The sequence below is a fragment of the Brevibacillus agri genome, from assembly GCF_004117055.1.
In the GTDB taxonomy this organism is placed as follows: domain Bacteria; phylum Bacillota; class Bacilli; order Brevibacillales; family Brevibacillaceae; genus Brevibacillus; species Brevibacillus agri.
In genome coordinates, this window is sequence record NZ_CP026363.1 from 2,100,001 (window position 1) to 2,114,067 (window position 14,067).

The window sequence follows — 14,067 nt, forward strand, 5'->3', positions numbered from 1 at the left end:
TCAGAGGGTCGAAGGTTCGAGTCCTTCATGGCTCACCAGTATTTTTGACAAGTGGATATGCGGTCGTGGCGGAATTGGCAGACGCGCTAGATTCAGGTTCTAGTGGTGGCAACACCGTGGAGGTTCAAGTCCTCTCGACCGCACCATTCAATCAAAAAACGAAGCCTTGTAGTGTATTTCAAGCATTGTACGGGGATTTCACAGCTTATCAAAATGCGGACGTAGCTCAATTGGTAGAGCGTCGCCTTGCCAAGGCGAAGGTCGCGGGTTCGAGACCCGTCGTCCGCTCCATAAATGTTCTCGGGTCTCTCACCCGTTCCGGGTTTACCCCTCACAGAACAACAAGGAAGCACGTCACAGGCTCTTCTGATCTGGCTTGGCAGGTAGCGTATCGACGCAGCAGCGCCAGGAAGAAGCGAGACTTGTCGTACATTCCGTTTACCATGTGCCCTTAGCTCAGCCGGATAGAGCGTTTGACTACGAATCAAAAGGTCGGGAGTTCGAATCTCTCAGGGCACGCTTTTTACAGTCGGGAAGTAGCTCAGCTTGGTAGAGTACTTGGCTTGGGACCAAGGGGTCGCAGGTTCGAATCCTGTCTTCCCGACCATGATTTGCCCAAAGATTCGTAACGAAATTGCCGGGGTGGCGGAATGGGCAGACGCAACAGACTTAAAATCTGTCGGGAGTTTCTCCCGTACCGGTTCAAGTCCGGTCCTCGGCACCATATAAGTCAGATGCGGGTGTAGTTCAATGGTAGAACTCCAGCCTTCCAAGCTGGTCGCGTGGGTTCGATTCCCATCACCCGCTCCATACACAAAAAGCAGGGAACCAATCGGCTCTCTGCTTTTTTGCAATAAAAAAGATGATTCAGCTCGAAACAGCGCTTGCGGCCAAGCTTGGGCAGAACCGTTTGGCCGAGGCAAAAGCGACGCAAGAACAAAAGCAAGGAGGACGCACACACAGAAAAAGACCTGTGAGACGAGGCGGCGATTCACTTCAGCCTTGCCACAGGTCCTTTTGCATGCGGGCGCGAAAGCGAGTGTGCAAGCGTGTGCGTATAGGCCCAGCCCCAAGCTCGCTAATTCGCCCAAGCCCAATAGGAAACGCCCGCAAACGGGGCTTAAGAGCACGAACGTTTTCATCATCTATAGAGGGACAGACTGCTGCATAAAACAGATGTCGAAAGCTGTCTGACGTTTTCAGTGGTAGAAACATATGTTTTCGTGTACAGTAAGGCTAAGGTCGCTTACCGAACGAATAGGTAACGGATCTCTTGCATTGCCTCCTGAATCTCAGGAGGCTTTTTTGCGCGGAGAAGCGGAGAAAATGAATGCTTTCACGTAGATACCGCTGCCTGGACGGCTGCTTCTTCTGGCGATAAAATCGGCAGCGACACGACGAAACGGGTACGATTTTCGTTGGAATCACAATGGATGGTGCCATTATGTTTGTCGATAATGTTTTTGCAGATAGACAGACCGATGCCTGTCCCATTTTGCTTGGTCGTAAAGAACGGTTGGAACAAAATCTCGACAATGTCGGGAGGAATCATTTCTCCGTTGTTTTCCACGCTCAAATAGAGCCAGCCATCCGAAGCGGTGGCAATGACGTGGATGTACTTGTCTGTTCGATTTTGCACAGCGTCGATCGCATTGTTCAACAGATTGACGACGACCTGCTTTAAGCCTTCCTCATAACAAGCCAGGGCGCAGGAGTGGACTTGTTTTTCAAAGCGTATGTTTTCTCCTACCAGTCGCGGAGTAATGAGCGTTTCTACTTCGGCGAGCAGTTGCTCAACTTGGACAGTTTTGAAAATTTCATCTAAAATCGGTTTTTTGGAGAAGCTGAGAAAACCTGTTATTTGCCGGTGCAAATTTTCGAATTCATGCATCACGACTTGAATGTACGTCTGCAGTTGTGCCTGCTCCTGCGTAGACTCGCTAATCAGCTTGAGAAAGCCTTCAATCGCGCACAGCGGATTGCGCAGCTCATGCGCCATGTTGGCGGCGATTTTCCCCAGCATGGTCAGTTTGTCATTGTGCAGGTAGGAAATCGTTTCTTCCTTTTGCACGAGCTCCTTGTTTATCATCTGCTCGAAATGATAGACAGCCCAGAACACACTCTCATCCATCGCCTTCCCCAGTTGTCGCTCCAGATAGTGCATCTCCTGCGGAGAGAGGGACCATTGTTGCAGTTCAGGCTGAAGCACGCGCCAAAAGACATTTCGATACAACTGATACGTACGCAAAATGGAGGAAAAGGGGAACTCCTGCGAACGCAGCCACTCTCCCATATCCAGTGCCCAGTTCTGCATGTCCTGATCTACGTCTTCCACCAGATAACGGGCTAAGAGCACAGTTCGTTTCTCCGCAAAATCACGAGGAATGGTTACAGGAATTTCCATACTGCGAACAATTTCCTGTAACCATATCGTAGTAATTCTTGGAGCCAAATCTAGGACGTGTCTGAAAACTAAAGAAAATGTGGTATGATTTAGGAAAAACGAATGGAGCAACGAGCATGATTCAAAGACGGTACGAAATAAACGATGAACAGTGGGAACAAATTCAGGACATGTTCCCCCCCTATCGAACAGGACGTCCGTCCAAATTAAGTAATCGTACCATGTTTAATGCCATTCTTTGGATTGCCCGAAGTGGTGCGGCTTGGCGAGATTTGCCGGAAGAACGTTATGGTTCATGGAAAACGGTCTACAGTCGCTTCTGCAAGTGGAGAGATACCGGATTACTTGTCGCCATCTTCCAAGCTCTTCACGTAGAACCTGACTTTGAAAACTTGAGCATCGATTCTACATCGGTCAAAGCTCATCAACACAGTGCGGGTGCTAAAAAAACGCAGAAGGACACGAAGTAAATCAGCACATAGGCGTCAGCCGTGGCGGAAAGACAACCAAACTTCATACCGTCGTCGATGGATTAGGGAATCCCCTCGCTTTTCTTCTCACGGGGGGGCACGTCTATGATTCCGTTCCAGCGATCAATTTGCTTCAAGGGTTTGATCTTACGGGAAGCCATATTGTTGGTGACAAAGCCTACGGCTCAGAAGCCATTCGGCATTGGATTACGGCTAAGCAGGCAGCGTACACCATCCCGCCTAAAGCGAATAATAAAAATCCTTGGAAAGTGGATTGGTACCGCTATAAAGAACGGCACTTGGTGGAGTGCTTCTTCAATAAAATCAAACATTTTCGACGAATCGCTACTCGTTACGACAAGCTGGCCAAATCATTCCTAGCGTTTGTATATGTCGCGTCCATCTTTAAACTAACTCAATAATGAGTTTTCAGACACATCCTAAAATTTTCCGTGAAACGTTCAATAGATTAAGCGTCACAGTCTCCACCATCGCATTATCCACCCCACTAAAATCGTAAGGGAAAAGGGTAAGATTAGACAAGGTATAATTATCCCGATTTCGCGATAAAATGTTTTTTTGTGGGATTTTTTTATTGACAAAATCCGCTGAAATACGCCTTTATTCGGAAAAATATTCAATCATGAGTCCGATTCTAGTCGCATAAAGTAGAATGGACAAACATTTACATGGACCAGGGAGGCAGGGATGGGAGAGCATTTTTGGCTGGGTCTGGTGCATATTTTCATGATTGATCTGGTGTTGAGCAGCGACAATGCTGTCATCATAGGTATGGCTTGTCGGGGCTTGCCTCTGCGGGAGCGAAGCCGTGCTGTCCTGTATGGAACGATCGGGGCTGTTGTCCTGCGAATCGGGTTGACGGGCGTGACGACCTGGATGCTCGATATTCCGCTTGTCAAGGCGGTCGGGGGAGGACTGCTCTTATGGATTGCCATCAAGCTGATGGTGAGCAACCAGGAGGAAACGACAGAGGTAGCGCATAATCAGACAATCGGCCAGGCGGTCAGAACGATTATATTGGCGGATTTTGTAATGAGCCTGGATAATGTTTTGGCGGTTGGTGGAGCGGCGCATGGCGATATATGGCTGGTTTTGCTTGGACTGGGAATGAGCATTCCGCTGTTAATGTGGGGAAGCACATGGGTCGCCAGGCTTATGAACCGTTTTCCAGGCCTGGTCATTCTCGGCGGCGGGGTGTTGGCCTTTACAGCGGTGGACATGTGTCTCGAAGACCCGTACGTGTGGAAATGGATCAATCCGCTGATGCTTAACCACATGTGGCTCCCGGCCATTGCCTCGGCAGCGATCATGCTGTGGGGACGGATGAAAAGGGCCTGAAGAGGTAATGAAAGGAAGCGATACTGGGGAATACTACAAACAAAGTAAACATCGCTGGAAAGGAACCGTTGCACATGAACACAAATCTCTTGATGCTATGGGGATACTGGGATGAAATCTACCAACGGTGCACCAGACTTACCTACATCGAAAAAGGGAACAACATCTTCCGGGTCGTTCCCTTGCGTTATCGGGGGGAGACATTACGCACGTCAGACGAGCGGACCATTCATGACGGCGATCTGATTTTGAAAATACATATTCACAACTATTACTTTGCTACGCTCTGCCGGGGAGTGCAGGACGAGCTGCGGGTCGCCTTGCTGTTGCGCAGGCATATTTTGCAGTCGCTGCCCAGGTTGGCCGCCTTTCTGGAAGCGATGGAGGAGCGGGAGCAAATCAAAGGAATCGTAGGCACAACCATGCTGCACAAAGGAGTCGCCCCGCTGGGCTTTTCCATCTCGGACGTGCCGATGAACTGGTTTTTCCGCTACAAGCGTTGGTACTTGCGGCTCATGCTCAGGCTGGTTCATCCCAACGGCAAAAGACGGGTGCAGACGTGGAAGCACGACATGCCGCTAAAACGGGTCTACATGTCCAAGGAGTTGTTGCTTGCGCGTTACGGACAAGGCGCGTCGACAGGAGATACGCTTTGATGGCCAAACGTTTTTTACTGGTCACCGAGGAATGGGCAGGCAGTGGGCATCGGGTAGCGGCAGAGGCGCTTCAGGAGGTTTTGCAAAAAATGGACGGTGCGGAATCAGCCCGGGTGATCGGAGGCTTACAGACAGCCAGCCCGGGTTTGCGCGTGCTGTCCCGTTTTTTTTATTTCAACATGCTCAAATACGCCAAGCCCATCTGGCACAGCATGTACGAACAGGATGAGATGTGGGGAAAGTCGCTGTCCAAGCCGCTTGGCTGGTGGCTCTCGACGCGACTGCTTCGGCGGGTGCTGCAGGCGGAACAGCCGGACGTCGTAATTGCGACGCATGCCTACTGCCTGTCGGCGCTTGCCTATGCGAAGAAAAAGGCGGACAAGCCGTTTCGGTTGGTCAGTGTGCCGACTGATTTTCACATTAACCGCTTTTGGGTAGATCCGCAGATCGACGCTTATATGGTAGCGCATGAGCAGATGGCAGAGCGGCTGCAACGGCGCTACCAGATCCGCCCGGAAAAAATTCACGTCTGCGGCATTCCGATCCGCCATGCGTTCAGCCTGGCAGAGAAGACGGCCAGGCACGAGTGGAAAAAGCGGCTGGGAATTGCTCCGGAGCGCTTTACGGTGCTGATCGGCGGAGGCGAGGGCGGCTACGGTCAGATGGAAGAAGTCATTCGCGCTTTGCTCACAGAGGAGGAGCCGCTGCAGGTCGTCGCGCTAACCGGAAAAAATGCCCGCCTAAAAAAGCAGTTGGAGGCAGAGCAAGCGCACAGCGGCCAGCGGCACCAGCTTGTCGTCAAAGGCTTTGAAGACTGCATGTGGCAGTGGATTGGCGCGGCAGACGTGTACGTGACCAAGCCCGGAGGCATTACGTGCGCGGAGTCGCTCGCTTTGCGGACGCCGCTGATCCTGTACCAGCCGCTGCCCGGTCAGGAAAGGCATAACAGCGCTTTTCTCACGCAGCAAAACGCAGCCGTGCTGGCGAGTACGCCGCAGGAAATCCGGGAGATTATCAGGCGCTGGCGCCACTCCGATCAAAAGGATAGGATCGCCCGGCAGATGGACAAGCTAAGGCGTCCGGCAGCGGCTACCCATATCGCTGAGCTGCTTTTTCAACTGGAGTCTAAATTTGGAAATGAAAAAGGCGAATGAACAACGAAAACTTCACACATATTAAACCTACCAACGACGAGGAGGTGATTACAGATGGCTAACAACAACCGCTCTAGCAACAATCTGGTGGTTCCTCAAGCAAACCAAGCGCTGGACCAAATGAAGTATGAAATCGCTTCTGAATTCGGCGTTCAGCTTGGTCCGGACACCACTTCCCGTCAAAACGGTTCAGTGGGTGGCGAGATCACAAAACGTCTTGTTGCCTTCGCTGAACAACAATTGGCTGGCCGTGGCTAATTGCATAGCTGGATGAGGGAAGGCACCTGCGGGTGTCTTTCCTTTTTCATGCATATAGAATTATTTGGAAACAAGTTACAGAAAAAACGGCAAACTCGACCGCATATTTTCAGCGTGAGAGGCTGATTCTATAGGTGTTGGGAGGTGAAAGGATTATGACAGTTGGAGCACAAGTAAAACAGGCGCTTGCCAGCCTGAAGGGTGCGCAGGCAGATTTGGAGTCGTTCGCGCTTAGCACGCAAAACAAGCAAGCGAAGCAACTGTACACAGAAGCTGCCGAGCAAACCCAAACGATTGTGAACAACCTGCAGCAACGCGTGACAGAGTTGGAGAACGAAGAGCCACAGTACAAAGGCTTCTAGCCTGCTGTGAATGAGGGAGAGGGACTCCCTCTCTCTTGGCTTTTCTTTTAAGGGCTGACGGAGGTGGAGCATGCCTGACTGGTTCAATATTTTGCTACGCTCGCTGGGAGCGCTGGCATACTTGTTTATTCTGACGAAAATCATTGGAAAGCGGCAAATCAAGCAGCTTTCGCTCATTGAATACATCGTCGGCATTACGATCGGCTCCATCGCTGCCTTCATGGCGACGGAGATAGACGGACCGATTGTTCACAGTCTGATTGCCATGGGTGTTTTTGCGATTGTCCCTGTCCTGATGGAATGGCTGACGCTCAAAAGCAAGGTGCTGCGCGACTTTTTCGAGGGCAAGTCGACCGTTCTTATTAAAGAAGGGAAAATTTTGGAGGACAATCTGAAAAAGGAACGTCTCACGGCGGAAGATTTGCTGGAGCAACTGCGAATCAAAAACGTGTTCCGGGTAGCGGACGTGGAGTTCGCCCTGATGGAGACAAACGGGGAACTGAGCGTGCTCTTGAAGTCCGAGAACCAACCCGTGACGCCGCAGCAGTTGGAATTGACCGTGTCGCCGGCAGAAGAAAACCAGGTCGTCATTATGGATGGCGTCATCATGGACGAGCCGTTGGCGACAGCGGGCTACAATCGCCGTTGGGTGCGCACGCAATTGCAAAAAGCGGGCGTGGCGCTGGAGAACGTGTTTCTCGGCCAGGTCGACAAAGGCGGCGAGCTGTACCTCGATTTGTATGACGACAAAATTCAGGTGCCCGCCCCGCAAGCGATGAAGCTGACGTTTGCGACACTGAAAAAATGCCAGGCCGATCTGGAGCTGTTTGCCCTTGCGACGAAAAGCGAAGAGGCCAAACAGACTTATCAGCGTGACGCGGAGCAATTGCAGCAAGTCATCGACCAATTGAAGCCGTTTTTGATACGGTAAAAAAGGAGTGAGAGAAAAGTGGCGGATCAAAAAAAGAAGAATCTGACCCCCGTGCAGCAAGAGTATCAGCAGTTGGCGATGCGCCATGAGCCTAAGCGTCCGCTCGTGCGCAACTTCATCCGCGCCTTTTTCGTGGGGGGCCTCATCTGCCTGATTGGCCAGGGGATTACAGAGCTGTTCATCCGATACTTTGACTTTACCGAGAAAACGGCCGGAAATCCGACAGTCGCTGTCCTGATCCTGCTTTCGGCGCTGCTCACAGGGCTGGGCGTCTACGACCGGATTGCGCAATGGGCGGGGGCGGGCACGAGCGTTCCGGTGACCGGCTTTGCCAATTCGATCACCTCAGCCGCCATCGAGCACCGCAGCGAAGGACTGGTGCTGGGCGTCGGCGGCAATATGTTCAAGCTCGCTGGCTCCGTCATTGTGTTTGGTGTTGCTGCCGCATTCGTCATCGGTCTTTTAAAAAAGTTGTTTACGATGGGAGGGTGACGCATGCGCCAGGGCCATCAGTCGTGGGTGTTTCCCTCCAAGCCGGTTATTCTCGGCCACGCTGCCATCGGCGGGCCATTTGAAGCACAGGGGCCGTTGGCAGAGGATTTCGATACGCTGCACGGGGACTTGATGATCGGTCAGGAGAGCTGGGAAAAGGCGGAAAAGGTGCTGCTGGAGGAAGCGTGCTCGAAAGCCATCGAAAAAGCGGGGCTGGCGAAGGAGCAGATCAACTTTTTGCTCGCAGGCGATTTGATGAACCAGATCATTTCCGCCAGCTTTTCCGCCCGCACGCTGGCGATCCCGTTTCTCGGCATTTTCGGGGCGTGCTCGACCGCCATGGAAGGCTTGGCACTGGCTGCGCAGCTCGTGGACAGCCAGGCGGCGGACTGCGTGCTCGCGGCGACGTCCAGCCACAACGGGGCGGCAGAAAAGCAATACCGCTACCCGACAGAGTACGGCTCCCAGAAGCCGCCGACCGCCCAGTGGACGGTTACGGGAGCAGGAGCAGCGGTCGTCGGCAACAAAGGTAAAGGCTTGCGCATAGCAGGCGCCACGATTGGCCGAGTCGTGGACATGGGGATGACCGATCCGTTCAACATGGGGGCGGCGATGGCTCCGGCTGCGCTGTCGACGATCGAAACGCATTTTCGCGACTTCCAGCTCCCGCACGACCACTACGACCTGGTGGTAACGGGAGACTTGGGGAAAGTGGGGCATGCGATTTTGTCGGAACTATTGCCTAAACATAACGTGATGGTGCCGCTGCAGCGCTACATTGATTGCGGGAAGCTCATCTATGGAGACAACCCGAATGTCTGGTCCGGAGGGAGCGGCTGCGGCTGCGTTGCGACCGTTACATATGGCCACCTGCTGCGGAGGATGAGCGCAGGCGAATGGAAGCGGATGCTGGTGGTGGCGACAGGCGCGCTGCTATCGCCCATCTCGTATCAGCAAGGGGAGAGCATCCCTTGTGTCGCACACGCCGTGGCCATCGAGTCCGAGTGACCTGGAGAGTGATAGCATGACGTTTTTATGGGCGTTTCTCGTAGGGGGAATCATTTGTGTGATCGGCCAGTTTCTCATGGATGTCGTCAAGCTGACACCGGCGCATACGATGTCATCTCTGGTGGTCGCCGGGGCGGTGCTGGACGGCTTCGGGCTGTATGAGCCGCTCGTCCAGTTTGCCGGGGCAGGCGCTACCGTTCCCATCACCAGCTTCGGCAATGCCCTCGTCCACGGCGCGATGGCCGAAGCAGAGCAGCACGGGCTGATCGGCATTGTGACCGGCATTTTTGAAGTGACCAGCGCAGGCATATCGGCGGCGATCGTCTTTGGCTTTTTCATGGCCCTGATCTTCCGGCCAAAAGGCTAAAAGAGGAAAAAGCGCGTCATATGTTACCTGTGCTGCCAAAATGCTTGAATTGAACCTACTTTCGCCAGCTAGTAGAATGGTGGCGTAAGGAGGGGATGTTCATGTCATGGATGAAAAAAACATTGACGACCCTGCTCGCGGCGATGCTTGCCGTCGCGTTTGTTTGCCCTGCTGAATCTTTTGCTGCGCCGCTCTTGAAGCGAGGCAGCGAGAGCGGGGATGTGTGGGATTTGCAGTATCGTCTGCAACTGTTGGGGTATTATACGGACCGGCTGGATGGCAGCTACGGAGCGAACACCGTCCAGGCAGTCAAAAAGTTTCAAAAAGCATACGGACTGCCAGTCGATGGCGTCGCTGGTACAAATACATGGCGGGCGTTAAAAAAAGTATCGGTCAATCGAAACGAGATGCAAATGCTCGCCCAGTTGGTCTATTCAGAAGCACGGGGAGAAAGCTTTACCGGGCAGGTGGCCGTCGCGGCGGTAGCCCTGAACCGTCTGAAGTCCAAAGACTTTCCGAACACGCTCAAGGGAGTCATTTTCGAGCCGTACGCGTTTACGGCGGTCATTGATGGACAGTACTGGTTGAGCCCCAACAAGACGGCCTACCGGGCCGCATGGGAAGCAGTAAGAGGCTGGGACCCAACCAATGGTGCGCTCTATTACTTCAATCCATCGACCGCCACCTCCAAATGGATCTGGTCTCGTCCGCAAGTCGTGAAGATCGGCAAGCATATTTTCGCCAAATAACGCAGCGCGGAACAAAAGGCTCTTGATTTTGGCGCACCATGCGCCGATCAGGGGCCTTTTTTCACGAAGGCAAACGGGTCCGGTGTACGGGGCTGCCCGGCCCAAAGCGCTATTTTTCTGTCCAAGCGGCCATTGGGAACAATTGTACATTGTGTTCCCGAAATGTTTCGATAAAATGAAACGAAAGGATTGCAAATCGCTTTTTTGGAGGATGATGATGAGGAAACAACTGATCCTGGCCTCGCTGGCAGCCTTGCTGGTCATCGGCACGCCAGTCGCAGAGGCAAAGACAAACGAGACGAATGCGACACCTTATACAGACATTGCCGACCATTGGGCCAAAAAAGAAATTGAAAAACTTTACATAGCAGGGGCTGTTGGCAACGCCGAGTCGTTCCGCCCGGACGATCCTGTCACTCGCGGCGAGCTGGTGACGATGTTTGTGAAAGCAAAGGGCATTGCGCCGGGTACGACAAGTCAGTCGCCGTTTGCCGACATACCTGCAAGCAGTTGGATGGCTCCTTTTGCGGAAACAGCTTATCGGCTCGGGATCGTCCACGGAACGAAGCAAGGAAGCCAATTGTTTTTGCAGGCTGATGAGCTTGTCACCAGAGAAGAGCTTGTGTCCATTTTGATTCGCTCCAAGGGCGAAAGCGGTGCCGTCAACCAGGTGAAATGGTCGACGACGATCCAGACACTGGCCAAGTATCCCGATGGGCAAAGCGTGGGCAAGAGCTACCAGCGGGCATTCGTTTACGCGCTGGAAAAAGGCTTGGTCAGCCCGTATGCAGACGGTACCTTGAAGCCGAAAAACGCGATGACGAGAGCGGAAGCAGCCACGTATGCGGCGCTGCACCTGGTCAAAAGCGAGGCCGCGAAAAGTTCGCAGCAGCTTTTTAACGGAACCGCTTACAAGCAAGCGCTGACCGTCCAGACGACCGCGTACAGCAATCCGAACCAGCCGATCCTCTCATACCTGGAGTATCCGCTGCGCGAGGGTGTCGTCGCTGTCGATCCGTCCGTCATTCCGCTGGGAAGCCATCTGTATATCGACGGCTACGGCTATGCGGTCGCGGCCGACATCGGCGGCGCAGTCAAACAGCGCCATGTCGACCTGTATTTGCCGACCTTGCAGCAAGCCCGCAGCTACGGCATGAAGCAAGGCGTGAAAGTGTACGTGCTGGATTAACGCGAAGTTTTCGAACATATTTCCTGCTCTTTCCACTGATACTAACGGTGGAAAGGGGGGATTTTTTTGTGGGGCTGGGTATTTGCCGGATTGTTTGCCTTGCTGGCGCTGCTTGCCGTCACGCCAGTGAAAATCACTTGTTACTACAGTCGAAAAGAGGAAGACGACCAGCTAGAAGTCGAGATTACGGTATGGCACGGCTTGTTTTCCCGAAAATACGAGATCCCGATGCTGCTGTTCAAGGTGTCTCCTGCCGGCCAGGAGTTGGTAGCGCAGGTGGACACGATCCAGCAAGGAAGCAAAATACAGGAGAAGGTCAAAGACTTTACCCGCAGGCAAGTGAAAGAGTTGTATCACAACTACCGGGAGCTTGTCGATCGGGTGCGGGATTTGTTGCCGCTCATCAAAGACTTGTGCAAGCAGATTCACTGCACCAAGCTGGAGTGGCATACGCTTTTGGGCACTGGGCAGGCGGCTGAGACCGGGGCACTGACCGGGATCATCTGGGGCGTCAAAAGCGTGATTGTCGGCGTCCTGTCGCATTCCATCTCGCTGCGGGCGATGCCGGCGATGAGCGTCCAGCCAGTCTGGAACGCAGCCGTCATCCAGACGACGTTTCGCTGCGTCTTTCATTTTTATTTGGGTCATTTTCTTTTGTCCTTATTGAAAATTGCGCTGCGGATCAGAAGAAGCAACCAGCGCAAATGGCAAACGACGCCATCGCAGGCGTAAAAAAGCAGAAGTCGGCTCATAGGTTCAGCATAATAACGAAAGCCAGCAGTACATGCTCTGAAATCGTTGGGGGAATGTTAACAGATGAGACATACAGGAAGGAGGAGCAGCTTATTATGGCAGACCACCCCATTCAGGGCTTAATGCGTACAGCGATGGAAAACATCAAGCAAATGGTCGACGTCAACACGATCATTGGCGATCCGGTCGAGACACCTGACGGCAGCGTGATTCTCCCGATCTCCAAGGTAGGATTTGGCTTTGCGGCAGGGGGAAGCGAGTTTCAGTACGACCAGCATCACCAGGGAATCGCAGGCCACCCTTTTGGCGGCGGTAGCGGGGGCGGCGTCTCGATTACTCCGGTTGCCTTTTTAGTGGTCGGAAAACAAGGAATCCGCTCCATACCGCTTGAAAATACGACGCATCTGTACGACCGGATTCTCGATTCGGTCCCGCAGTTTGTGGACAAGATGCAGTCGCTGTTTAAAAAGCAGGAGGAACCACCTGTTCATACCCAGCCGGTAAGGGTGAGAGTAGACGAGCACGACTTGGAAGAGCTGATAGACCGGGGATAAGAAAATAAAACAGGTATGCGGCCTATGGCCAGGGCATACCTGTTTTTTATTGGCGTGGCTCGCAAGCCTTTACCACAATTGATTGAAAAACAAGCCAGTTCGCGCGGCAAAGCGGAACTGCATGCCAGAGGCTGTCGTCTGCTCGTACGGATTGGCCGACGTCGCCGCTTCATACGAGCGGGAGAACGAGGCAAACGGCTTGCTTTGCACCCGAATGACTTCCTCGCGAAAAGAGCGGGACAGGCCCGCCATTTCCTTGGCAAACCCGGAAAAGTTCGCGGACACCGCCGCACGCCAGGCCGACTCATCCAGGGCGATCTGCCCATCCGACTGTACGCGAAGCCCATAGTTGCCGAGCGTTCCGCCGGATGCTTGCGCCATCCGCGTGAACGTGTCGAGCTTTTGCGTCGCGAGTACAGGAGACTGCTCCGCCAAAAACGCATGCAGGCGGTTGTAGCCGTTGACCAGCGTGCGGGTGTGCCGCAGCAGTTGCTCCATGTCGGGCGAGATGGTGATGGCAATCTCGTTTTCCCCCGCTTGGCGCAAGGAAAGCTGCACCGCACCGTCCGAGAGCGTTACGCGATTGGACGGGCTTGTGTGCTGCACGCCATCCCACAAGTAGACAGCGTCTGATGCTTTCTGCGTGACGCGGTCCAGCCCAAGCGAGCGAACGGTATTTCCCGTCACATCCCGCAGTTCAAAAGCCGCGGCGGCTCCGCTCTGCCGCGACGATACCGTCAAGGCGATGGACTGGCCTTCGGAGACGATCCGGGCGTCGAGGCCAAGGGAACTGCCCCGCAGCGCTTCCGCAATGGAGCGGAGGCTGTCCGCGTGAGAGTCGCTGGCTTGCGAATCGTAGGAAAACAGCTCCTCTTGCTCGCCCATGCGCAGGACAAATTGCTGCGGGCCTTCCAAGACGACGGTAGGAGCGTCGCCCGGCAACGCTTTGCTTGTATGGGACTGTCCGCTCGCCAGCGAGACGATGCGCAAACGGTGCGTGCCGCTCGCTGCTTGCGAATCTGCCTGGACGGCTGCCGCTTCGGGAGCAGAGGAGGCGACAGCTCGCTGGTTGATCGCGCTGTTTGGCCGAGACGGATCAAACTCGCGCGCAGCGTTGTCCAGGTCAGCAAAAAAGCGGTACAGGCGGGACAAGGAATCGGAGAGATCAGCCATCCACTGTTGCTGTCGGGTGTAGTATGGCTGCAGGCTATAGCCAAAAATCGGTTCGACAGGTGCGCCGAGCTTCGCCTGAACCATCTGGAAATGGTAGCGGCCGACTCGCTGGCTATACGGAATATGGCTGACCCGATCCAATTTCAAGTCGATCGCCTCCTTGCGAACAATTGGAATACGATGGAAAT

General features: G+C 53.7%; 16 protein-coding genes and 7 tRNA genes (1 of these 23 only partly in view). 21 read left to right on the forward strand and 2 right to left on the reverse strand.

Annotated elements, in window-relative coordinates; translation table 11 throughout:
• The 7 genes from BA6348_RS10430 to BA6348_RS10460 form a co-directional block, all read left to right on the forward strand.
• Positions 1-38: transfer RNA gene (locus BA6348_RS10430), tRNA-Lys, on the forward strand (it extends 38 nt beyond the left edge of the window).
• A 21-nt stretch (positions 39-59) separates the two neighbouring features.
• Positions 60-146 (forward strand) — tRNA-Leu (locus BA6348_RS10435).
• A gap of 69 nt (positions 147-215) precedes the next feature.
• Positions 216-291, forward strand: a tRNA-Gly gene (locus BA6348_RS10440).
• 154 nt (positions 292-445) lie between these two features.
• Positions 446-519: transfer RNA gene (locus tag BA6348_RS10445), tRNA-Arg, on the forward strand.
• Positions 520-530: 11 nt separating this feature from the next.
• A tRNA-Pro gene (locus BA6348_RS10450) sits at positions 531-607 on the forward strand.
• A gap of 29 nt (positions 608-636) precedes the next feature.
• Positions 637-724, forward strand: a tRNA-Leu gene (locus BA6348_RS10455).
• Positions 725-736: 12 nt separating this feature from the next.
• Positions 737-810, forward strand: a tRNA-Gly gene (locus BA6348_RS10460).
• A gap of 526 nt (positions 811-1,336) precedes the next feature.
• On the opposite strand, the gene BA6348_RS10465 is transcribed toward BA6348_RS10460, so the two are convergent.
• Positions 1,337-2,356 carry a sensor histidine kinase gene (locus BA6348_RS10465; protein WP_340640809.1) on the reverse strand — a complete coding sequence of 340 codons (1,020 nt, stop codon included), beginning with the start codon at positions 2,354-2,356 and terminating at the stop codon, positions 1,337-1,339.
• A 164-nt stretch (positions 2,357-2,520) separates the two neighbouring features.
• Here BA6348_RS10465 and BA6348_RS10470 point away from each other — a divergent pair.
• From BA6348_RS10470 to ytfJ, 14 genes are all read left to right on the forward strand, one after another.
• Positions 2,521-3,296, forward strand: a protein-coding gene (locus tag BA6348_RS10470; protein ID WP_207212834.1) for an IS5 family transposase whose coding sequence is annotated in 2 segments (ribosomal slippage) — positions 2,521-2,848 and positions 2,848-3,296 — 777 coding nt in all. Because the reading frame shifts where the segments join, the coding sequence is not laid out codon by codon here.
• A 286-nt stretch (positions 3,297-3,582) separates the two neighbouring features.
• Positions 3,583-4,233 (forward strand): TerC family protein, encoded by a 651-nt coding sequence (locus BA6348_RS10475; protein WP_005830914.1) that lies wholly within the window; start codon positions 3,583-3,585, stop codon positions 4,231-4,233.
• Between the two features lie 74 nt (positions 4,234-4,307).
• Positions 4,308-4,889: a YkoP family protein gene (locus tag BA6348_RS10480; protein WP_005830916.1), complete on the forward strand. Its 582-nt coding sequence runs from the start codon at positions 4,308-4,310 to the stop codon at positions 4,887-4,889.
• A complete protein-coding gene (locus BA6348_RS10485; RefSeq protein WP_005830917.1) occupies positions 4,889-6,043 on the forward strand; it encodes an MGDG synthase family glycosyltransferase in 1,155 nt (384 codons plus the stop codon). Before BA6348_RS10480 ends, BA6348_RS10485 begins: the two co-directional genes overlap by 1 nt.
• A gap of 54 nt (positions 6,044-6,097) precedes the next feature.
• A complete protein-coding gene (locus BA6348_RS10490; protein WP_005830919.1) occupies positions 6,098-6,301 on the forward strand; it encodes an alpha/beta-type small acid-soluble spore protein in 204 nt (67 codons plus the stop codon).
• Between the two features lie 155 nt (positions 6,302-6,456).
• A complete protein-coding gene (locus tag BA6348_RS10495) occupies positions 6,457-6,663 on the forward strand; it encodes a DUF1657 domain-containing protein (protein ID WP_005835427.1) in 207 nt (68 codons plus the stop codon).
• Positions 6,664-6,733: 70 nt separating this feature from the next.
• Positions 6,734-7,594, forward strand: coding sequence for a DUF421 domain-containing protein (locus tag BA6348_RS10500; RefSeq protein WP_007784646.1), 861 nt, complete (start codon positions 6,734-6,736; stop codon positions 7,592-7,594).
• Positions 7,595-7,612: 18 nt separating this feature from the next.
• Positions 7,613-8,086 carry a stage V sporulation protein AC gene (gene spoVAC / locus BA6348_RS10505; RefSeq protein ID WP_122953078.1) on the forward strand — a complete coding sequence of 158 codons (474 nt, stop codon included), beginning with the start codon at positions 7,613-7,615 and terminating at the stop codon, positions 8,084-8,086.
• A 3-nt stretch (positions 8,087-8,089) separates the two neighbouring features.
• Entirely contained in the window at positions 8,090-9,094 is a 1,005-nt protein-coding gene (spoVAD, locus tag BA6348_RS10510; protein WP_025848938.1) for a stage V sporulation protein AD, read from the forward strand.
• A gap of 16 nt (positions 9,095-9,110) precedes the next feature.
• Positions 9,111-9,461: a stage V sporulation protein AE gene (gene spoVAE / locus BA6348_RS10515; RefSeq protein WP_005835433.1), complete on the forward strand. Its 351-nt coding sequence runs from the start codon at positions 9,111-9,113 to the stop codon at positions 9,459-9,461.
• Positions 9,462-9,562: 101 nt separating this feature from the next.
• Positions 9,563-10,210 (forward strand): spore cortex-lytic enzyme, encoded by a 648-nt coding sequence (sleB, locus tag BA6348_RS10520; protein WP_025848941.1) that lies wholly within the window; start codon positions 9,563-9,565, stop codon positions 10,208-10,210.
• A gap of 217 nt (positions 10,211-10,427) precedes the next feature.
• Positions 10,428-11,399: an S-layer homology domain-containing protein gene (locus tag BA6348_RS10525; RefSeq protein WP_005835435.1), complete on the forward strand. Its 972-nt coding sequence runs from the start codon at positions 10,428-10,430 to the stop codon at positions 11,397-11,399.
• Positions 11,400-11,465: 66 nt separating this feature from the next.
• Positions 11,466-12,131, forward strand: a complete 666-nt coding sequence (locus BA6348_RS10530; RefSeq protein ID WP_007784639.1) for a DUF2953 domain-containing protein — start codon at positions 11,466-11,468, stop codon at positions 12,129-12,131.
• A gap of 116 nt (positions 12,132-12,247) precedes the next feature.
• The gene (ytfJ, locus tag BA6348_RS10535; RefSeq protein ID WP_005835438.1) at positions 12,248-12,706 is read left to right on the forward strand and encodes a GerW family sporulation protein; all 459 of its coding nucleotides are present in this window, start codon (positions 12,248-12,250) and stop codon (positions 12,704-12,706) included.
• Positions 12,707-12,775: 69 nt separating this feature from the next.
• Here ytfJ and fliD read toward each other — a convergent pair whose 3' ends face one another.
• A complete protein-coding gene (gene fliD, locus BA6348_RS10540) occupies positions 12,776-14,026 on the reverse strand; it encodes a flagellar filament capping protein FliD (protein WP_122953079.1) in 1,251 nt (416 codons plus the stop codon).
• Between the last annotated feature and the right edge of the window lie 41 nt (positions 14,027-14,067).

Excerpts from the sequence above, each read along its gene's own strand:
- ytfJ (WP_005835438.1), top strand. The coding sequence starts at position 12,248 with ATGGCAGACCACCCCATTCAGGGCTTAATGCGTACAGCGATGGAAAAC.
- BA6348_RS10480 (WP_005830916.1), top strand. The coding sequence starts at position 4,308 with ATGAACACAAATCTCTTGATGCTATGGGGATACTGGGATGAAATCTAC.
- BA6348_RS10495 (WP_005835427.1), top strand. The coding sequence starts at position 6,457 with ATGACAGTTGGAGCACAAGTAAAACAGGCGCTTGCCAGCCTGAAGGGT.
- BA6348_RS10490 (WP_005830919.1), top strand. The coding sequence starts at position 6,098 with ATGGCTAACAACAACCGCTCTAGCAACAATCTGGTGGTTCCTCAAGCA.
- sleB (WP_025848941.1), top strand. The coding sequence starts at position 9,563 with ATGTCATGGATGAAAAAAACATTGACGACCCTGCTCGCGGCGATGCTT.
- spoVAD (WP_025848938.1), top strand. The coding sequence starts at position 8,090 with ATGCGCCAGGGCCATCAGTCGTGGGTGTTTCCCTCCAAGCCGGTTATT.
- spoVAE (WP_005835433.1), top strand. The coding sequence starts at position 9,111 with ATGACGTTTTTATGGGCGTTTCTCGTAGGGGGAATCATTTGTGTGATC.
- BA6348_RS10485 (WP_005830917.1), top strand. The coding sequence starts at position 4,889 with ATGGCCAAACGTTTTTTACTGGTCACCGAGGAATGGGCAGGCAGTGGG.
- BA6348_RS10525 (WP_005835435.1), top strand. The coding sequence starts at position 10,428 with ATGAGGAAACAACTGATCCTGGCCTCGCTGGCAGCCTTGCTGGTCATC.
- BA6348_RS10500 (WP_007784646.1), top strand. The coding sequence starts at position 6,734 with ATGCCTGACTGGTTCAATATTTTGCTACGCTCGCTGGGAGCGCTGGCA.
- BA6348_RS10475 (WP_005830914.1), top strand. The coding sequence starts at position 3,583 with ATGGGAGAGCATTTTTGGCTGGGTCTGGTGCATATTTTCATGATTGAT.